The sequence below is a fragment of the Embleya sp. NPDC008237 genome (genome assembly GCF_042956465.1).
Lineage (GTDB): Bacteria > Actinomycetota > Actinomycetes > Streptomycetales > Streptomycetaceae > Embleya.
Genome location: NZ_JBIBGL010000004.1, coordinates 635,543 through 653,369 on the forward strand (window position 1 = coordinate 635,543; position 17,827 = coordinate 653,369).

Annotated in this window: 17 protein-coding genes and 1 riboswitch; of the genes, 7 read left to right on the top strand and 10 right to left on the bottom strand. The window is 72.4% G+C overall.

All coding sequences use genetic code 11. The features are described 5' to 3' along the window. Positions 1–80 precede the first annotated feature (80 nt). The 3 genes from ACFZBU_RS13215 to glpK all read left to right on the top strand — a co-directional run bounded on the left by ACFZBU_RS13215 (position 81) and on the right by glpK (position 4,179). Positions 81–1,745 (top strand): glycerol-3-phosphate dehydrogenase/oxidase, encoded by a 1,665-nt coding sequence (locus tag ACFZBU_RS13215; RefSeq protein ID WP_391583748.1) that lies wholly within the window; start codon positions 81–83, stop codon positions 1,743–1,745. Continuing rightward, positions 1,742–2,599: an MIP/aquaporin family protein gene (locus ACFZBU_RS13220; protein ID WP_391583611.1), complete on the top strand. Its 858-nt coding sequence runs from the start codon at positions 1,742–1,744 to the stop codon at positions 2,597–2,599. The genes ACFZBU_RS13215 and ACFZBU_RS13220 overlap by 4 nt, the downstream gene beginning before the upstream one ends. A gap of 65 nt (positions 2,600–2,664) precedes the next feature. Beyond that, the gene (gene glpK, locus ACFZBU_RS13225; RefSeq protein WP_391583612.1) at positions 2,665–4,179 is read left to right on the top strand and encodes a glycerol kinase GlpK; all 1,515 of its coding nucleotides are present in this window, start codon (positions 2,665–2,667) and stop codon (positions 4,177–4,179) included. Between the two features lie 52 nt (positions 4,180–4,231). On the opposite strand, the gene ACFZBU_RS13230 is transcribed toward glpK, so the two are convergent. From ACFZBU_RS13230 to ACFZBU_RS13240, 3 genes are all read right to left on the bottom strand, one after another. Continuing rightward, positions 4,232–5,599: an NtaA/DmoA family FMN-dependent monooxygenase gene (locus ACFZBU_RS13230; RefSeq protein WP_391583613.1), complete on the bottom strand. Its 1,368-nt coding sequence runs from the start codon at positions 5,597–5,599 to the stop codon at positions 4,232–4,234. Between the two features lie 64 nt (positions 5,600–5,663). Next, positions 5,664–6,890 carry an LLM class flavin-dependent oxidoreductase gene (locus ACFZBU_RS13235; RefSeq protein ID WP_391583614.1) on the bottom strand — a complete coding sequence of 409 codons (1,227 nt, stop codon included), beginning with the start codon at positions 6,888–6,890 and terminating at the stop codon, positions 5,664–5,666. Between the two features lie 493 nt (positions 6,891–7,383). Continuing rightward, entirely contained in the window at positions 7,384–7,563 is a 180-nt protein-coding gene (locus ACFZBU_RS13240; RefSeq protein WP_391583615.1) for a hypothetical protein, read from the bottom strand. 37 nt (positions 7,564–7,600) lie between these two features. After that, a riboswitch (SAM riboswitch) is annotated at positions 7,601–7,711 on the bottom strand. A 231-nt stretch (positions 7,712–7,942) separates the two neighbouring features. Between ACFZBU_RS13240 and ACFZBU_RS13245 the strand changes: the two genes are divergently transcribed. Both ACFZBU_RS13245 and ACFZBU_RS13250 read left to right on the top strand, forming a co-directional pair. Further along, the gene (locus ACFZBU_RS13245) at positions 7,943–8,038 is read left to right on the top strand and encodes a putative leader peptide (protein ID WP_391583616.1); all 96 of its coding nucleotides are present in this window, start codon (positions 7,943–7,945) and stop codon (positions 8,036–8,038) included. Positions 8,039–8,291: 253 nt separating this feature from the next. Beyond that, on the top strand, positions 8,292–9,008 hold the full coding sequence (locus ACFZBU_RS13250; protein ID WP_391583617.1) for a GNAT family N-acetyltransferase: 717 nt from the start codon (positions 8,292–8,294) through the stop codon (positions 9,006–9,008). Positions 9,009–9,095: 87 nt separating this feature from the next. On the opposite strand, the gene ACFZBU_RS13255 is transcribed toward ACFZBU_RS13250, so the two are convergent. From ACFZBU_RS13255 to ACFZBU_RS13285, 7 genes are all read right to left on the bottom strand, one after another. Beyond that, positions 9,096–9,302: a hypothetical protein gene (locus tag ACFZBU_RS13255; protein WP_391583618.1), complete on the bottom strand. Its 207-nt coding sequence runs from the start codon at positions 9,300–9,302 to the stop codon at positions 9,096–9,098. A gap of 29 nt (positions 9,303–9,331) precedes the next feature. Beyond that, entirely contained in the window at positions 9,332–9,739 is a 408-nt protein-coding gene (locus ACFZBU_RS13260) for a hypothetical protein (RefSeq protein ID WP_391583619.1), read from the bottom strand. A gap of 340 nt (positions 9,740–10,079) precedes the next feature. After that, positions 10,080–11,597 carry a sensor histidine kinase gene (locus ACFZBU_RS13265; RefSeq protein WP_391583620.1) on the bottom strand — a complete coding sequence of 506 codons (1,518 nt, stop codon included), beginning with the start codon at positions 11,595–11,597 and terminating at the stop codon, positions 10,080–10,082. Then, complete coding sequence (locus ACFZBU_RS13270) at positions 11,594–12,358, bottom strand: response regulator transcription factor (RefSeq protein WP_391583621.1); 765 nt, start codon at positions 12,356–12,358, stop codon at positions 11,594–11,596. The genes ACFZBU_RS13265 and ACFZBU_RS13270 overlap by 4 nt, the downstream gene beginning before the upstream one ends. Before the next feature lie 228 nt (positions 12,359–12,586). Further along, positions 12,587–13,099 carry a peptide-methionine (S)-S-oxide reductase MsrA gene (gene msrA, locus ACFZBU_RS13275; protein ID WP_391583622.1) on the bottom strand — a complete coding sequence of 171 codons (513 nt, stop codon included), beginning with the start codon at positions 13,097–13,099 and terminating at the stop codon, positions 12,587–12,589. Positions 13,100–13,321: 222 nt separating this feature from the next. Further along, entirely contained in the window at positions 13,322–14,995 is a 1,674-nt protein-coding gene (locus tag ACFZBU_RS13280) for an alpha/beta hydrolase (RefSeq protein ID WP_391583623.1), read from the bottom strand. 382 nt (positions 14,996–15,377) lie between these two features. After that, a complete protein-coding gene (locus ACFZBU_RS13285) occupies positions 15,378–15,716 on the bottom strand; it encodes a hypothetical protein (RefSeq protein WP_391583624.1) in 339 nt (112 codons plus the stop codon). Between the two features lie 547 nt (positions 15,717–16,263). Here ACFZBU_RS13285 and ACFZBU_RS13290 point away from each other — a divergent pair. Together ACFZBU_RS13290 and ACFZBU_RS13295 are read left to right on the top strand one after the other, a co-directional pair. Beyond that, positions 16,264–17,094 (top strand): hypothetical protein, encoded by an 831-nt coding sequence (locus ACFZBU_RS13290; RefSeq protein WP_391583625.1) that lies wholly within the window; start codon positions 16,264–16,266, stop codon positions 17,092–17,094. Beyond that, positions 17,087–17,755: a class F sortase gene (locus tag ACFZBU_RS13295; protein WP_391583626.1), complete on the top strand. Its 669-nt coding sequence runs from the start codon at positions 17,087–17,089 to the stop codon at positions 17,753–17,755. Before ACFZBU_RS13290 ends, ACFZBU_RS13295 begins: the two co-directional genes overlap by 8 nt. Positions 17,756–17,827: the final 72 nt, after the last annotated feature.

Here is a 17,827-nt window from a genome sequence, read left to right on the forward strand (position 1 = left end):
GCCAGCGTTTCCCTGCCGAGGAGTCCGACGTGAAGCCCGTCGCCCTGTCGCCGAAGGCCCGCGAAGATGCCCTGACCGCCATGGGATCCGGCCGCGAGCTGGACATCCTGGTCATCGGCGGGGGTGTCGTCGGCGCCGGGTGCGCACTGGACGCCGTCACCAGGGGCCTGAGCGTGGGCCTGGTCGAGGGCCGGGACTGGGCCAGCGGCACCTCCAGTCGCTCCAGCAAGCTCATCCACGGCGGGCTGCGCTACCTGGAGATGTTGGACTTCCGGCTGGTCCAGGAGGCGCTGCGCGAACGCGGCCTGCTGGTGCAACGGCTGGCCCCGCACCTGGTGCGCCCGGTGAAGTTCCTGTATCCGCTGACCCATCGCGGATGGGAGCGGCTGTACGTCGGCGCCGGTGTGCTGCTCTACGACACGATGGGTGTGACCTCCGGCAACTCCCGGGGCCTGCCGCATCACCGGCATCTGACCCGGCGCAGCGCGCTGCGCGAGGTGCCCGCGCTCAAGTCGGACGCGTTGATCGGCGCGGTGCAGTACTGGGACGCGCAGGTGGACGACGCCCGGCACACCATGACCATCACCCGTACGGCCGCCGCGTACGGCGCGCACGTGGCCAACCGGACCCGGGTCACCGGCTTCCTCCGGCAGGGCGAGCGGGTCACCGGCGCGACGGTCGTCGACGTCGAGTCGGGCCGGGTGTTCGAGGTACACGCCAAGCAGGTGATCAACGCGACGGGCGTGTGGACCGACGACACCCAGGCGATGGCCGACACCCGGGGCCAGTTCCACGTACGCGCGTCCAAGGGCGTGCACGTGCTCGTGCCCCGGGATCGGGTGAACTCGCGGTCCGGGTTGATCCTGCGCACCGAGGCCAGCGTGCTGTTCGTGATCCCGTGGGGCCGGCACTGGCTGATCGGGACCACCGACACCCCCTGGGACCTCGACAAGCAGCACCCCGCGGCGAGTTCGCGCGACATCGACTACCTGCTGGAGCACGTCAACCGGGTGCTGGCCACGCCGCTGTCCCGGGACGACGTGGAGGGCGTGTACGCGGGGCTGCGACCGCTGCTGGCGGGCGACGCGGCCGAAACCAGCAAGCTGTCCCGGGAGCACCTGGTCGGCCATCCCGTCCCGGGCCTGGTGGTGATCGCCGGCGGCAAGTACACCACGTATCGCGTGATGGCCAAGGACGCCGTGGACGAGGCGGTGCGCACGCTGGACGGCGCGCACCCGGGCCCGTCGGTGACCCACGACGTGCCGCTGCTGGGCGCCGACGGATACCAGGCGCTGCGCAATCGCCGACACAGCCTGGCCCGGGCGTCCGGGCTGCACGTGGTGCGGATCGAGCACCTGCTCGCCCGGTACGGCTCGATGATCGGCGAGGTGCTCGAACTCATCGAAGGAGACCCGGAGTTGGCCACGCCATTGCCCGGTGCGGACGACTATCTGCGAGCCGAGGTGGTGTACGCGGTCACCCACGAGGGCGCACACCACCTGGACGACGTGCTGACCCGGCGCACTCGGGCCTCGATCGAGTCGTGGGATCGCGGCGTGGAGGCCGCCGAGATCGCGGCGCGGCTGATGGCCGGGCCGCTGGGTTGGGACGAGCAGCAGATCCGCGACGAGATCACGCACTACGGGAAACGGGTCGAGGCCGAACGCGACGCGCAGCGACAACCGGACGACCTCACCGCCGATGCGGCGCGGCTGGGCGCCCCCGACATCGTCCCGGCGCCGTGAGCGCGGGCGCGGCGCCGGACACCGGGGCCCGGCGGGCGGCCCCGGCCGGGCCGCCGAGCGAGCGGTGGGAGCTCGGCGGCGAGTTGGTCGCCGAGTTCGTCGGCACGATGGTGCTCATCCTGTTCGGCGCCGGCGTGGTGGCCCAGGTCGCCGCGGCAGACCTGGGCAATCACGACAGCATCGCGTGGGCCTGGGGCCTGGGGGTGACGTTCGGGGTGTACATCGCCGCGCGCACCTCGGGCGCGCACCTGAATCCGGCGGTGACGGTGGCGCTCGCGGCCTTCCGCGGCTTCCCGTGGCACAAGGTGGCGCCGTACGCGCTCGCGCAGACCGCGGGGGCGTTCGTCGCGGCCCTGCTGGTGCGCTGGAACTACACCGAGGTGCTGGCCCAGGCCGATCCCGGGCACACGATCAAGACCCAGACGGTCTTCTCCACGCTGCCGGGCAACGGCACGTTCCCGGTCAGCGAATGGGGTGCGCTGCGCGACCAGATCATCGGCACCGCGATCCTGCTGCTGGTGATCATGGCGCTGACGGACGTGCTCAACACCGCGCCCAAGGCCAATCTCGGCGCGCTGCTCACGGGCCTGTTGGTGGTCGCGATCGGGATGGCGTTCGGTACCGACGCCGGCTACGCGATCAACCCGGCCCGCGACTTCGGCCCGAGGCTGGCCAGTTTCCTGACCGGATACGGCGGTGCGTGGCGCGATCAGTACGGCAACCTGTACTTCTGGGTACCGATCGTCGGGCCGTTGATCGGCGGTCTGCTCGGCGCGGGGCTCTACCGCTGGTTGATCGCGCCGTTCCTGCCCACATCGGAGCAACCGGCGGGCAGAGTGGTCGAAGCCGACTGACGGCCGTACGGCACATCCGACGCCGCGCGGACAGGTCCGGGCGTCGCCACAGTGGAGGATTCGAGATGGCGGATTTCGTCGCGGCAATCGACCAGGGCACCAGCAGTACCCGGTTCATGGTCTTCGATCACGGCGGCACCGTGGTCGGGCGCGAGCAGTTGGAGCATCGGCAGATCATGCCGCGGGCGGGGTGGGTGGAGCACAGCCCGGTGGAGATCTGGGAGCGCACCCGTTCGGTGATCGCCAGTGGGCTCAATCACCACAACCTCACGCCCGCGGACTTCGCCGCACTGGGCATCACCAATCAGCGCGAGACCACGGTGGTGTGGAATCGGCACACCGGCAGGCCGTACTACAACGCGATCGTCTGGCAGGACACCCGCACCGACCGGATCGCCCGCGCGTTGGACGAGGACGGTCGCGGCGAGGTGATCCGGGCGAAGGCCGGTCTGCCGCCGTCGACGTACTTCGCGGCGGGCAAGGTGCAGTGGATCCTGGAGAACGTCGACGGCGTGCGCCGGGACGCCGAGCGCGGCGACGCGATCTTCGGCACCATCGACACGTGGTTGTTGTGGAACCTGACCGGCGGGGCCCGCGGCGGGGTGCACGTCACCGACGTCACCAACGCCTCGCGCACGATGTTGATGGACCTGCGCACGCTGGACTGGGACGACGAGTTGTTGTCGTTCTTCGACATCCCGCGCGGCATGTTGCCCACGATCCGCCCGTCGAGCTACCCGGACGGCTACGGCAGGTCACCCGACGCGAGTCCGCTGGTGGGGATTCCGCTGACCGGCACGTTGGGCGACCAGCACGCGGCCACGGTGGGCCAGGTGTGCTTCGCCGAGGGCGAGGCGAAGAACACCTACGGCACCGGCAACTTCATGCTCCTCAACACGGGCAACCGCATCGTGCGCTCCGAGCACGGCCTGCTCACCACGGTCGCCTACCACTTCGCGGGTCAGGACCCGGTGTACGCGCTGGAGGGGTCGATCGCGGTGACCGGGTCGGCGGTGCAGTGGCTGCGCGACCAGTTGCACATCATCAAGAAGGCCGAGGACAGCGAGACCCTGGCCCGGCAGGTCGAGGACACCGCCGGGGTGTACTTCGTGCCGGCCTTCTCCGGCCTGTTCGCGCCGTACTGGCGCAGCGACGCACGCGGCGCGATCGTCGGCCTGGCCCGCTACCACGACGTGGGCCACATCGCCCGGGCCACGCTGGAGGCGATCTGCTACCAGAGCCGGGACGTGGTGGATGCGATGGCCAAGGATTCCGGGGTGGCGCTGAGCGTGTTGAAGGTGGACGGCGGGGTCACCGACAACAGCCTGTGCATGCAGATCCAGGCCGACGTGCTGGGTGTGCCGGTGATCCGGCCGACGGTTCCCGAGACCACAGCGCTGGGCGCGGCGTACGCCGCCGGTCTCGCGGTCGGTTTCTGGCGGGACACGGACGAGTTGCGGGCCAACTGGAATCAGGACGCCCGCTGGGAACCGGAATGGGATGGCGAGCGCCGCGAGAGCGGGTACGCCGACTGGAAGCGGGCGGTGGAGCGCACGTTGGACTGGGTGCCCAACGGGTGAACCGGCCGGGCCGGGGACGGAACGGGCCGCTCCCGTCCCCGGCCCGGGCGCATCACGCCACGCGCGCGATGGCACCCGCCTGCTCGACCGGTGGGATGCCCAGGTTCTCGCGGAGTGTGCCGCCGGTGTAGTCGGTACGCAGCGAGCCGCGTTCCTGGAGCAGCGGAACGACCCTGTCGACGAACTCGTCCAGGCCGGTGGGGGTCAGGTAGGAGCCGAGGATGAAGCCGTTCGAGCCGTCCTGTTGGACGAACGTGTCGATCCGCTCGGCCACTTGGTCGGGCGTGCCGACGAACTCGGTGCGGCCGAACACGTGGATGGCCAGGTCGCGCAGCGAGTACTTGTTCGCCTCGGCCAGCGCGCGCCATTCGGCGACCCGGCGATGCGCGTCCTCGGCGATCCGCGCCCGGCCCTGCACCAGGGGTGGGCCGTCGGGGTCGGGGTCCACGTCGGGCAGCGGGCCGTCCGGGTCGTAGCCGGACAGGTCGCGGTTCCAGACCGTCTCCAGCAGGATCTGTGCGGTGCGTCCGCCGATCTGGCGCCGGGTGATGTCGCGGTGTCGCTCGACGGCGTCGGCTTCGCTCTCGCCGAGTACGAAGGATGCGTGCGGCAGCAGCTTGACCGAGCCGGCGGGCCTGCCCAGGCGGCCGGCTCGGGCCTGGATGTCGCGGTAGAACGCCTGCGCCTCGTCGAGGCGGTGGTAGGGCGAGAAGATCGCGTCGGCTCCACCGGCGGCGAAGTCGCGGCCCTGCGGCGAGACGCCGGCCTGGAGGATCACCGGCCGGCCCTGCGGGCCGCGCGGCGTACCGAACCGCCCCGAGATGTCGAACTGCTCTCCGGAGAAAGCGAATTCGCCGGCCTTGGCATCGCGCAGGAAGACGCCCGTGTCCCGGTCGGCGGCCACCGCGTCCGCCGCCCAGGAGTCCCACAGTTCACGGGCGGCGGCCAGGAACTCGCCGGCCCGGGTGTAGCGGTCCTTGCGGTCCAGGAAACCGCCGCGGCGGAAGTTCGCGCCGGTGAACGCATCGAAGGAGGTGACCACGTTCCAGCCCGCCCGACCGCCGGACAGGTGGTCGAGGCTGCTCAACTGGCGGGCCAGTTCGTAGGGTTCGTTGAAGGTGGCGTTGATCGTGCCGATCAGGCCCAGGTGTTCGGTGACGGCGGCCAGCGCGCCGAGCACGGGCAGTGTGTCGGGGCGCCCGACCACGTCCTGGTCGAAGATCAGGCCCAGGCGTTCGCGCAGGGCCAGGCCCTCGGCGAGGAAGAAGAAGTCGAATCGGCCGCGTTCGGCGGTCCGGGCGACGTGCCTGAAGGTGGAGAAGTCGATCTGGCTGCCGGCTTCGGGATCGGACCACACGGTGTGGTGGTTCACGCCTCCCACGTAGGCGCCGAGAATGATCTGCTTGCGCGAGGTGCTCATCGGGATGGGTCCCTTCGGACGGTGGCCGGGACGGCGCTGTGGTGGATGGTGGTGGCGGTGCGGGTCACGAGGCCGCCGCCGTGGGCGTGGCATAGCGGCTGTCCGGGCGCGGCAGGCCGAGTCGAGAGCGCAGCGAACCGGCCTCGTAGGCGGTGCGGAAGGCACCGCGGCGTTGCAGTTCGGGCACCAGGTCGCGGGTGATGGCGTGCAGGTCGTGCGGCAACGCGGCCGGGCGCAGCCGGAATCCGGTCAGGCCGGCGTGCTGCCAGTCCTGGAGGAGATCGGCGAGGTCGGCGGCGGTGCCGGTGAACACGAGTGCGTCACTGTCGTATTCGGCGCCGTCGAGCTCGTCCAGCCGCGCCTTGCGGTCGCGGGCCGCGGCGGCGCTCTCGTCGAGGAGGACGACCAGGTCGCCGAAGACGTGTACGGTCTCCGACTCCCTTTGCGCGGCCCGTTGTTCGGCGCGGATCTCGGTGACGATGGCGCGGGCGTCGTCGTGGTCGCGCGGCGTCACGTACACCACGTCGGCGGAGCGGGCACCGAGCCGGTACGGCACCGTGGCATGGGCCAGTACGGTGACCAGCGGCTGCCCCTGCGGCGGGCGCGGCACGATCGAGGGGCCGCGGACCCGGAACCGGGGCCCGACGAAGTCGATGTAGTGCAGCTTGCCGCGGTCGATGAACCGGCCGGTGGCCGCGTCGCGGATCTCCGCGCCGTCCTCCCAGCTGTCCCACAGTCGGCGCACCACCTCGACGAAGTCCTGTGCCTCGGCGAAGTTCTCCGCGACCGTGGCCGCCACGTCCGGCCGATCGAGGTCTTCGACGGTGAACGGCCTGTGCTCGCGGCGGCCGAAGTGCGCGTTCTCGGCCGGTCGGGACACCTGGGCGCGCCACCCGGCGCGGCCGAGGCTGACGAAGTCGAGGGTGGCGATCGCCTTGGAGACGTGAAACGGCTCGGTATGCGTGACGGTGGCGGTCGGAACCAGTCCGATGTGTTCGGTCGTGGGCGCGACGCGCGCGGCGATCAGCACCGCGTCGAGTCGGCCCCGGACCTGGTCGGTGCGGGTGTCGGGGCCGTCGAAGCGGGTGGATTGCAGCGAGAGCGCGTCCTCGATGGTGACGAAGTCGAGCAGACCCGCCTCCGCCTCGGCGACCAGGTCGGTCCAGTAGCGGGCGGTGAACAACTCGGCCGGACGGGCGTCGGGTTCGCGCCAGGCGGCCGGGTGCCAGCCGGCGCCGTCCAGCGCGACGGCCAGGTGCAGCGGGCCGGGGGTGTTCGGGGTGGTCGTCATGGGTGGATCTCGCTTTCCGGTGAGTGGCTGACGCGGGTTTGTGGGTGGTTGGGGGGGGTCGGTGGGTGGTGGGGTCCCTGCGTGGCGCAGGGTCGGTACGTCGCGCTAGATCGGTGGGTGTCGCCGGTGGGGCAGGTTGCGTCACGGACGGAGAAACGAGGCGGACCGCGGGCGAGCGGGCGTCACGGCAGGGCCGGCGGACGCTGATCCGTCGGCGAATGCGGGACTGCGCCGGTCACACCGGGGTCGGGCGGGCGTGTATCGCGGTGACCGGGCGCCAGGGGTTCCGCTTGCCGGGCGCACGGATGCCGATGCCCGAACGCCCCTGCGGCGGCGAACTCGAGGTGGTCCGCAGTGGGTTCATCCGGCGCGGCGGAATCGGCGCGGGAGCGCGGGCCGGGCGCGGCTCGCCGGTGGAGCGGCATGCCGACGCGACCGCGGGAGCGCCGTCCGATCTCCCGTCGAGCGCGGGGATCGAAGAAGCCTTAGCGGGTCAGTGACACAGGGAGCCGGCGGAACGGCGCAGGTCGATGAACAGCCGCCGGGTCAGTCGGGCCCGGGGTGAATTGACCTGTCGGCCAAGGGAGTTCGTCCGGTGGGCGGCCAGGGTCGGCACGGTGGGCACGACGGATGCGGCGGCGCGGCGCTGCGGCGCGTTCACCCACCTGTCCATCACATCGTCCCCTTGCCCCCGGGCCCGTTCGAGGCGGGCCCCGCGTTGCCACGCGAAAGACGCGCGGCCGTGTCCTCACCCGGGGCACCCCGTCGCGGAGGAGGGTTGCCGACCAACAAGCCGGGGCTGAACGTTGGCACTCGTGACACGTACTGCGGCGACGACCGATCCCGGCCGACATCGCGACGCTAACGCAGCCCTCGGGGTCTTGTCCATCGACCCGGACGGCGGCAACAACCGGGCGGGGCAGGCGTCTTACCGCTGCCGCGAGCGGCGCCCCGAAGGGGCGGATCCGGCGGGCCGGCGGCCGAGCGGTGTGGGTGCGTCGAGTCGTGGACACCCTTTGACGGGGCGCGATCAAGCTCGTAACCTGCCGATCATGCAGGCTCGGATCCGGTTGGCGACCCGCAGGCACATCGACCTGCTGCGGGTGAGCAGTGCCGCGTGTCGATCCGCGCTGCCCGGCTCCTTCTGAGCCGCACGATCGGTGCCACCCGACCGCGCCGTGCGCTTGCGCCGTATCGGAGCCGGTCGAACAAGCCCGCCGACCGGCCGACCGGTGCGCCGCCGGCCGCATCCGGCGCGACCTTTTTCCCGCAGGGCCACGGATGTGCGGTGTGACGTCGCCGAGTTCGGCGCGTGGGCACTGGCCCGACCGCCCTCCCCCAGACGACGCGAGAGCGGAGTGGATCGACGATGTCCCCATCCCGAGTGACGGTCGGCACGGCATGAACGACGTGCGCGTGTTGGACAACGTGGCCTACTCGTCCCTGACCGGCCCGCACGCCGGGCTCGCCGAACGCAGAGGTCGGGTCGTGCGCTATCTCCCCGATGTGGCGCCGTTCGCGGCCCTGCCGGATGATCCGGGCCCGGCGGACTGGGCGGATCTGGCCGCACTGGCGGCTCCGGGTGCCGTCCTGCCGCTGGCCGACGGCGATGCCTTGCGCCCGCCGGCCCCGTGGGAGGTGGTGATGCGGATCGGCGGGGTGCAGATGCTGGGCGACGCCGTCGCCGGGCGGCCGGACGACTCGCTCGTGCGGCTCGCCGCCGACGACGTGCCCGAGATGCTCGACCTGGTCGCACGCACCCGACCGGGCCCGTTCCTGCCCCGGACCATCGAGTTGGGCACCTATCTGGGGGTGCGCCGCGACGGCGCGCTGATCGCGATGGCCGGGGAGCGGCTGCATCCGCCGGGCTGGACCGAGATAAGCGCGGTGTGCACGGATCCGGCGTGGCGCGGGCAGGGCCTGGCGGGCCGCCTGGTCCTGGCGTTGGTGGCCGGCATCACCGCACGCGGCGAGACGCCGTTCCTACACGCGGCGGCCGAGAACGTGACCGCGATCCGGCTGTACGAGTCGTTGGGTTTCCGGCTGCGGCGTACGCCGTCCTTCGTCGCGGTGCGGGTCCCGGCCGGGGAGCCGGCCGAACCGGTGGTCGCGGGGTAGGCGACGCGGTCGCTTCGGGGTCGACCGCGTCGTGGGTCGCCGCCGTGCCGGCGAGCCGCCCAGCACGGAGCGGCTCGCCGGTCCGGGTCAGCCCGGCGGGGTCTCCGGCGCTTCGGCGTCCCGGTCCGCTCGGTCGGCCGCCTGCTCCGCCTCGCCCACGATCGACGCCAGTTCCGACGGCAGGTCGGTGGGAGTGGCCCGAGTGCCGGCCGGAGCCCGGCCGCCGCCGTTGTCGTCGTGCGATCCGCCGCATGCGTTCAGCGCCGGACCGAGCGCGAGGACCGCGATCAGCACGGCGACCGCCCGACGGGGACGTCGGCCGGTCACTTGCCTGCGGCGGGCTGCTGGGCGTCGCACCAGGTCTTCACGCTCGCCAGGTCGGTCCGGCGCTTCTGGAGTTCCGGCAGCAGGCGCTGCCGGGTGGCCAACTTGTCGTTCAGGTAGGTCTTGACCGCCGGGCGGTCCAGCTTGTCCGCGGTGGCGATCCGCTCCTGAAGGTGAGCGATGGACCCCTTCACGGCGGCGGCGCCGTTCAGCCGATCGATCGCCTTGCCCAGTCGGGCGTCGATGGCGGGGACGCGCTTGCAGATGCCCGGCTTGTGCTTGTCGGCACCGGGCATGGCGCCGGCCTGCGCGGCGGGTGCCGCGGCCAGGGCAGCGATCGTCGTCAGGGCCGCGAGGGCGCCGAGCGTCGCGAATCGTTTGGGTGCGGTCGTGCTACGGCGAGACATGGTGGTTCTCCCGAGTTTCACGGTTCACCACCCCGCTGCGGAGTGGCGTGCCGAGACGGTATGACCCCGTTCTGTGGGCTTCCTGTGGGCTGTCTGTGGGGTTCTTGTGGGCCCGACGCAGTTCCCGTCGGGAAGCCCGGCCGGGGCCCGATCCGGTGGTCGAGACGAAGCCGAACCGGGCCGAGCCGACACCAGTTCCAGTGACCGGCGCCGACTCGCGCCTGCGGGACGGCGACCCGGAGCCCGACCCGACCGGGACTGTCCGGAGGTCTTCGCCATGATCAAGACCCGACTCCGTCAACAAAGCTCGTGGTCGATACACCTGGTGCCGCGCCGCCGGTCACCTCCGCTGCGTGGTTTCCGCCGGCTCGCGGATCAGCCAGTCGTGCCGGATCCCCCCGGTCCCGCCGGCCGGTTCGTCGGGGCGCCGCAGCGGCAGCCGCACCTCGATGCGGGTGCCGGAGCCGGGCGGCGCGGTGCCCACGGCGACGTGCCCCCGGTGCAGCGCCACCTGCTGGGCGACCAGGGTCAGGCCCAGGCCGGCCCCCGGGCTGTCCGGGCCGCGACGGAATCGCTCGAACACCTCGTTGCGCCGCTCGACCGGTATTCCCGGCCCGTCGTCGTCCACCCGGATCCGGGCGCCGTCCGGGTCGACGTCGACGCCGATGCGGATCGAGGCCGCGCCGTCCGGTCCGCGTCCGTGTACGAGCGCGTTGCCGATCAGGTTGTCCAGGAGCAGCCGCAGCCCCGGCCGCAGGCCGTCCACTCGGATCTCCTGCGGGGCGGACACCGCCACGTCCGCGTCCGGATGCCGCATGCGCGCGTCGCGGGCCGCCTCGTGCGCCAGTTCGCCCAGGTCGACCCGCTCGAAGGTCTGCCCGTCGGCCAGATCCCCCTGGGCGAGCGCACGCAGCGACGCCAGCAGGGACAGGATGCGCTCCTGCCCGGCCGTGACGTCGCCGAGGATCTCGGCGCGTTCGGCCGACGTCAGGTCGGGATAGGCGGCGAGCACGTCCAGGTCGGTCCGGATGCCGGTGAGCGGCCCGCGCAGTTCGTGGTCCACCGTCGCGGCGAACGCGCGTGCCGTCTCCAGTGCTTCGCGGGTGCGGGCGGTCTGCGCGTCGTAGCGACCGAGCACCGCCGCGAGCGTGCGGCCCAGGTCGTCCACCTCGGCCACGCCGGACGGCAGGTGTACATCCGGGCGCGCGTCGTCGTCCGGCTCGATCGCGGCCGCACGCCGACGCAGGGCGCGCAGCGAGCGGGTCGCGCCGGCGCCGACGGCGAGGCCGGCCAGCGCGGAGATCGGTACGGCGAACGCGGCCACGACGAGTACCCGCCGACGCAGCAGTGCCGTCCGCGCGTCCGTCTCGGAGGTCGGCTGGAACACCCGCAGGGTGCTCCCGCCCCCGCGGCCCGCGCCGAGCGGACGGGTGACCATGCGCCAGGCCTTGCCGTCCGCGCGGACCGTGACCGGGCCGCGGCGCCGCGCGTCCGGCAGCGGCACGTCCGGCGGCGGTTGCGGTCCCGCGGACACCGGTCCGCCGGGCAGTTCGATCCGCACGCCCAGGTCGAGCGCACCGTCGAGCAGCTTGTTCTCCCGGGCCCGGACCGCGTTCTCCCGATCGTTCTCCACGGCGCGCAGCAGTGCCCGCGCGTCGGGTGCGAGGTGGTCGGCGCGTTGCCGCAGGGCCGCGTCCTGACGGTGGGTCACGTCGGCGGTGGCCCAGCGCACGACCAGGGTTCCCGCGGCGATCACCAGGAGCGGGACGAGCACGCCCACGGCCAGCGCGATCCGGGTGGACAGCCGCATGGTCGGCCGGCGGCGGGCTCCGGCCGCGCGCTTGTCGGGAAGGGTCATCCCCGGCCGCCCGGCACGCGCAGCACGAAGCCGACTCCGCGCACGGTGTGCAGCAGGCGTGGCCGGCCGCCGGCCTCCAGCTTGCGGCGCAGGTAGCTGACGAAGGTGTCGACCACGTCGGTGCGGACCTCGAAGTCGTATCCCCAGACCCGGGCCAGCAGTTGATCACGGGTCAGCACCTGGCCGGCGTTGCGTACGAACACGTCCAGCAGGGCGAACTCGCGCCTGGTCAGGTTCACCGGCTCGCCCTCGTGGGTGGCCAGATGAGCGGCGGCGTCCAGCACGAGCGGGCCGGCCCGGAGCACCGCATCGCCCGGGGCGGTCGGGGGCCGGCGGCGTAGCAGCGCCCGCAGGCGGAGTTCGAGTTCGCGCAGGTCGAACGGTTTGACCAGGTAGTCGTCCGCGCCCGATTCCAGGCCGGTGATCCGGTCGGCCGTCTCGTCCCGGGCGGACAACATCAAAACCGGGGTCTCGATGCCTCGGGAGCGCAGCGTGGCGCAGACCTCGATGCCGGAGCAGCCGGGCATGGCCACGTCCAGGACGATCACGTGCGGCGCGCGGGGTGTCGGGTGCTCGGCGGTGCCGGTGACCGCGAGCGCGGCGGCGCCGTCGGAGGCGAGCAGCACCCGGTAGCCCGCCAGACGCAGGCCGCGTTCGAGGGCGCGGCGGATGGCGGGGTCGTCGTCGACGACGAGGATGCGCGCCGGCTCGCCCGCGTCCCGGCCCCGGCCCTCGTCGTCGATTCCTGGAGTCGTGGTCATGGTGTGCCGTCCCGCGTTCGCCGGCCCCCCGGAGGTGGGGAGGGAGACTCTACGTCGATCCGCGGTGGGGGACGCGGCCGGTCGGTCCGCAGTTCCACGCGCCCGGTCGGTGCCCGGTTCCACCCGCCCGGTCGGCCGGTCCGCAGTTCCACGCGCCCGGTCCGGACACGGCGGCGCCCCGCACCGGGACCGGGACCGGGGTCCGGTGCGGGGCGCGGCGGGCTGCGCTCAGGCGCCGGCGCGCCGCGGCAGCTTCCAGCCGGGGCGCGGGAAGTGGCAGGTGTAGCCGTTCGGGTAGCGCTCCAGGTAGTCCTGGTGTTCGGGCTCGGCCTGCCAGAAGTCGCCCAGCGGCTCCAGTTCGGTCACCACATCGCCCGGCCACAGGCCGCTGGCCTGCACGTCCGCGATGGTCTCGACGGCCGTCGCGCGCTGCTGCTCGTCGGCGTAGTAGATCGCCGAGCGGTAGCTCCGGCCGATGTCGTTGCCCTGGCGATCGCGGGTGGTCGGGTCGTGGATCTGGAAGAAGAACTCCAGGATGTCGCGGTATGTCGTCACCGACGGATCGAAGAGGATCTCGATCGCCTCGGCATGGTCGCCGTGGTTGCGGTAGGTCGCGTTCGGCACGTCACCGCCGGAATAGCCGACCCTGGTGGCCGTCACGCCCGGTTGTTTGCGGACGAGGTCCTGCATCCCCCAGAAGCATCCGCCGGCCAGAACCGCCTTCTCCACCTGAGTACTCATGTCACCACTCCTGACTCCTCGACCTGCTGCGGAGGAAAGAACACGCGACGCGGCACGGGTGTTCCCGTCGGCCGGCGAAGCCGGGGATCGTGCCCGTCAGCCTATCGAGGCAACATTTCGTCGAAACCGGGGACCCCGACGATGGGCACCCTGTCGATGCCGGCACCGGTCCCGGATGCGCGAGGTGTGCACCGCCCGCACTGCGGCGATCGGCGGGCCCGGTCAGCCGATTCGTTCGAACCCTTCGTCGGCGCCGGGGGCATCCGTGCGCGTCGTGCGGGCCACGGCCGGCGTGCCGGTCGGATCCGCCTCGTCGGCGCAGACCGTGCCCGGCGGCGGCAGCTTCAGGTCGACCAGGTAGGCCGTCGCCGCCGCCTTGGCACACCCGCTGCGACCGAACGCGGTGTGTCCCTCGGCACGGAAGGTGAGCAGCCGAGCGTTGTCCAGCCGTTCGGCCAGCGCGACCGCGTCTCGATACGGGGTGTCCGGGTCGCCGGTGGTGCCCAGGACCAGGATGGGCGCCGAGCCACGTGCGCGGTAGGAGCCCTGATGCCGGCTGACCCGCTCCCCGGTCCACTGCACGCAGGCCGGGGCGTGGTTGTGGTCGTAGGTGGGCGGCCCGAAGCCGATGGCCGGGCCGAGCAGCGGTGCGTCGCGCACGTTGGCGCGCACGTTGCGCTCGAGCCGGGCCATGTCCTGGGGGTAGACCCGGTCGACGCACTCGACGGCGATGTTGGCGGTGAGAAAGTCGAAGCTCGCCGGCGACGGCGGGCGGAGCAGGAACGCGGTCCCGTCGCGCAGTTCCGCCTGGCGCAGCGCCGCACCGAACGCGGGCCACACCGCCTTGCCCTCGTTGATGTTGAACATCAACCGATAGGCCAGGGTGTAGCCGTTGGCGAGGGCTCCGGAGGGGGTGGCGACCGGATGGGCGTCGAGTTCGTCGATCAGGCGGTCGAAGGCGCCGCGCGCGTCGCCGCCGCCGAATCCGCAGCCGGCCGGATCGCTGCCGCACCAGTCGAGGAAGCGGCCCATCGCGCCGTCGAGCGCGAGGTATTGCGGCCGGTCGTACTCGTAGGGGCGGCTCGCGTAGTGCACCGGGTCGTAGGCGCCGTCGAGCACCATGGCGCGGACCCGTCCCGGGTAGCGGTCGGCGTAGACGGTGCCGACGAAGCTGCCGAACGAACGTCCGTAGAAGGAGAGCCGGCGCTCCCCCAGTGCCCGGCGCAGCAGGTCCAGGTCGCGGGCGACGTAGTCGGTGCCCATGAAGGGCAGTACGTCGCCGGCCTTGCTCGCACAGGCGGCGTCGAAGTCCCGCGCGGTGGACACCGCCCGTTCGTACCCACCTGGGCCCGGGTGTCCCGGCGACTGCGCGATCTCCTGGGTGTAGCGGGCGTCGTCCCAGCACTCGTACGGCGCGCTGCGCGCGATCCCGCGCGCGTCGAAGCCGAACACGTCGAATCGCTCGCGCAGTTCGGCGGGCAGCGCGGCGTGGTTGCCGCGGACGAAGTCGACGCCGGAGTTGCCCGGCCCGCCCGGCTGCATGACCAGGGTGCCCAGCCGCCGGGTCGGATCCGCGGCCTTGTGCCGGATCACCGCCAGGGTGAGCGTGCGGCCGCGCGGGTCGCGATAGTCCAGCGGCACCGTGGCGTTCGCGCAGTCGAAGGTCGCGTCCTGCGCGCAGGGGGCCCAGGCCAGGGTGGGCGTCGGCGGCGTGTCCGAGGCGGCGGCGGAGGCGTCGGCCGAGCCGGCCCCGATGATCGCCAGGCCCGCGACGGCGACTGCGGCGACTCGCAGGCGCAGTGGGCGCCGCCGGCTCGCGGAGGCCGGCCGGTGGCGGCGGACGGACAGGCGGGTCGGGTCGTGCGTGGCACCGAAGGCGTGGCGGTCGGGCGTCATGGTCACCGTTTCCGTTTCCGTTCCGGGTGTGGGCGATCGCGCTCGCCCGCAATATCCCAGACGGACGCCTCCCGCGGGGTGGAAACACGCGGTTCGTAGGCCGTCGCCCGTGCCCGGCCCGGCCCCGCCCCGTCCGGCGGACTCCGGTGGGGTCGGTTCGCCCGGGGTCCCGTCCGCGGATCTCGGCACACCACCCCACGCCGTCCGGTGCCGGGTCTCGGCAGGCCGGGGAAGCGGCCGCGCGGTGGTTGTCGTCGGCCGTTCTCCGGTATGGCGTGGCGCGGGCGGCGCGGAGCCGGCGGGGCGGATGTCGGGCGGCGCGGACCGCCGAGATCCGCCGGAGGTCCGCCGGAGCGGGCGCCGCTGCCCGTCGTCGGTCGACTCAAGGCAGGATGCCGGCGTTGATCTGCACATGGTGCGTATCCAGGCCGCAGACGAACCACTTCCCGTTCTCCCGCCGCAGGTCGACGGCATACGGGGACGCGGTGTGGTCCTGGCCGGTGATGTTCACGTTCACCGTGGCCGCATCGTCCTCCTGGAAGGAACTGTCCATCGTGAAGGTGAATCCGCCGCCCTCCCCCGCCAACGCCCGTTCGGCGTTCCCGCCGTGCTTGCCGCCGCAATCGCCGTAGAACGGTGCCGGCGAGGCACCACCGGCGACGGCGCGCAGGTAGTCCCGCGTGACGTCGTGTACCGGGCCGTCGAACATGTCCGGTGTCATCGAGCACGAGGCGACCACCAGGGCCGCCAGGATCGGCGCGATCCCGGACGTCGCCCGTGATCGCGTTCTTCGCCTGCCGGCGCCGCCCGTCATGGTTCCCCCACTCGATTGTCGAGACGGCTGGAATGTAGCGCGAACACGCTTGCGGGCACTGGGGCTTCTCCCTCTGTTGCCGCCCGCGCCCGCGCCGCGGGCGATGCACCCCGGGTTGCCCGGATCAACACAGTCGAGCCGTCGCACCTTCGGGCGCCGCGACGTGCCCGATGTCGCACGGCGGAGCCTCGTCCACCCGTGTGCGCCCCGCCGATCGAGGCCGGGCCGCCATCCGGCCGGCGGGCTTCGGGCAACTCTCCGGATCGACGCCGGAGTTCGTCGCCTTCGCCCGCCGTCCGCATGCACGGTACCGATGCGCACCGCTCGCCCATAAGTGTTACATAAAGCTACTTAGGGTGATTTTCGCACCATAAGAGGAAACTTTCCGTTTTGCCGTCGCGTTCCCCATCGGACCGCCGATCACGCGCCGGCTGCGAAGGAGAGATCGTCCCTGATGCGTACCAGTCGTGTCTTTTGCAGCACCGTAGCCGCCGGCTTGTTGGCCGTAGCCATGGGAGGCACCGCCGCTGCCGCCTCCGAGGGCCCCGGCGCGCAGACCAAGGACATCAAGGCCGAGGCGCCGAGCGCCGGGTCCGCCGACGAACAGGGCGCCAAGAAGTCGGGCGGTGCCCCGAACTGCCCCCGCCCGACGCACGACTGCTCGTCCAAGCCGGCACACAAGCCGGCCGAGAAGCCGGCCGACAAGCCCGTGCACAAGCCGGCCGAGAAGCCGGCCGAAAAGCCCGTCCACAAGCCGGCCGAGAAGCCGGCGGAAAAGCCGATGGACAAGCCCGTCCACAAGCCGGCCGACAAGCCCATGGACAAGCCGGAGCACAAGCCGGCCGACCAGCCGGTGCACAAGCCGGAGCACAAGCCCGGTCACCGGCCGAACGGCGACTCGACGCTGATCATCGGCAACGTCACCAACACCGTGGTCACGAACAACCACATCACCAACAACCACAACCACACGACCAATGTGGTGAACAACCACAAGACCGTCGTGGTCGACCACGGGCCCGCCAAGAAGCCCGAGGCGTGGAAGAAGCCCGCGTCGCACAAGCACAAGCACAAGCACGTGACGCCCAACCGGCACCACGAGGCCCGTCCGGTGACGGCCCCGGTCGCCACCCAGACCAGGATCGTCCCGGTCGGCGCCGTCGCCGGCGGTGCGGGTGGCACCACCGGGGTCGACGACAACCTGCTCGGTTTCGGCGCCGCCCTCGCCGTCGCCGGTGCCGGTGTCGGCGCATTCGTGCTGCGTCGGGGCAGCCTGCGTGGCTGACACACCTCTCACCCGCCGCGCCGGCCGTCGCCTCGTCCTGGCGGCGGCCGTCGCGGTGCTCGTCTGTGGCATCGTGCTCGCCGTCATCGGATATCAGGACCGGCGACCGCCCGCCGCGGCCACGGCCGCGCCCAAGGTCGTATCCACGGCAACCCCCTCCCCCGCCGCTCCGGCCGCGCCCGCGGTCGAGGGCCCGCTCCTGGCCCGCTCCGAACCGGCCACGGTCGACATCGCGGAGATCGGCCTGCACGCCCCCGTCACCGCGGTCGGCCTCGACGCCGACGGCGCCGTCCAGGTACCGCCCCCCGACCAGGAGCGACGGGCCGGCTGGTACGACCAAGGGCCCACACCGGGCGAACTCGGCCCAGCCGTGCTGGTCGGCCACCTCGACTCGACCACCGGCCCCGCCGTCTTCTACGACGTGGGCACCGTACGCGCGGGCAGCACCGTCGAGATCCACCGCGCCGACCGGAGCACGGCGGTGTTCACCGTCGACGCCGTCGAACGTTTCACCAAGACCGACTTCCCCACGCAGCGCGTGTACGGCGACCTGAACCGGGCCGAACTGCGCCTGATCACCTGCGGCGGCGACTACGACCCCGAGCACGGCGGGTACCAGGACAACACGGTGTTGTTCGCCCACCTGACCGGATCCCGCTGACCCTCGCGGCTCGGCCCGCCCTGCCGCGGCCGAGCCGCGATCGGGCGTGCCGCCGACGCCTACACGTGCTCC

Excerpts from the sequence above, each read along its gene's own strand:
- ACFZBU_RS13215 (WP_391583748.1), top strand. The coding sequence starts at position 81 with ATGGGATCCGGCCGCGAGCTGGACATCCTGGTCATCGGCGGGGGTGTC.
- ACFZBU_RS13230 (WP_391583613.1), bottom strand. The coding sequence starts at position 5,599 with ATGAGCACCTCGCGCAAGCAGATCATTCTCGGCGCCTACGTGGGAGGC.
- ACFZBU_RS13240 (WP_391583615.1), bottom strand. The coding sequence starts at position 7,563 with ATGGACAGGTGGGTGAACGCGCCGCAGCGCCGCGCCGCCGCATCCGTC.
- glpK (WP_391583612.1), top strand. The coding sequence starts at position 2,665 with ATGGCGGATTTCGTCGCGGCAATCGACCAGGGCACCAGCAGTACCCGG.
- ACFZBU_RS13280 (WP_391583623.1), bottom strand. The coding sequence starts at position 14,995 with ATGACGCCCGACCGCCACGCCTTCGGTGCCACGCACGACCCGACCCGC.
- msrA (WP_391583622.1), bottom strand. The coding sequence starts at position 13,099 with ATGAGTACTCAGGTGGAGAAGGCGGTTCTGGCCGGCGGATGCTTCTGG.
- ACFZBU_RS13270 (WP_391583621.1), bottom strand. The coding sequence starts at position 12,358 with ATGACCACGACTCCAGGAATCGACGACGAGGGCCGGGGCCGGGACGCG.
- ACFZBU_RS13290 (WP_391583625.1), top strand. The coding sequence starts at position 16,264 with ATGCGTACCAGTCGTGTCTTTTGCAGCACCGTAGCCGCCGGCTTGTTG.
- ACFZBU_RS13250 (WP_391583617.1), top strand. The coding sequence starts at position 8,292 with ATGAACGACGTGCGCGTGTTGGACAACGTGGCCTACTCGTCCCTGACC.
- ACFZBU_RS13245 (WP_391583616.1), top strand. The coding sequence starts at position 7,943 with ATGCAGGCTCGGATCCGGTTGGCGACCCGCAGGCACATCGACCTGCTG.
- ACFZBU_RS13260 (WP_391583619.1), bottom strand. The coding sequence starts at position 9,739 with ATGTCTCGCCGTAGCACGACCGCACCCAAACGATTCGCGACGCTCGGC.
- ACFZBU_RS13265 (WP_391583620.1), bottom strand. The coding sequence starts at position 11,597 with ATGACCCTTCCCGACAAGCGCGCGGCCGGAGCCCGCCGCCGGCCGACC.
- ACFZBU_RS13235 (WP_391583614.1), bottom strand. The coding sequence starts at position 6,890 with ATGACGACCACCCCGAACACCCCCGGCCCGCTGCACCTGGCCGTCGCG.
- ACFZBU_RS13285 (WP_391583624.1), bottom strand. The coding sequence starts at position 15,716 with ATGACACCGGACATGTTCGACGGCCCGGTACACGACGTCACGCGGGAC.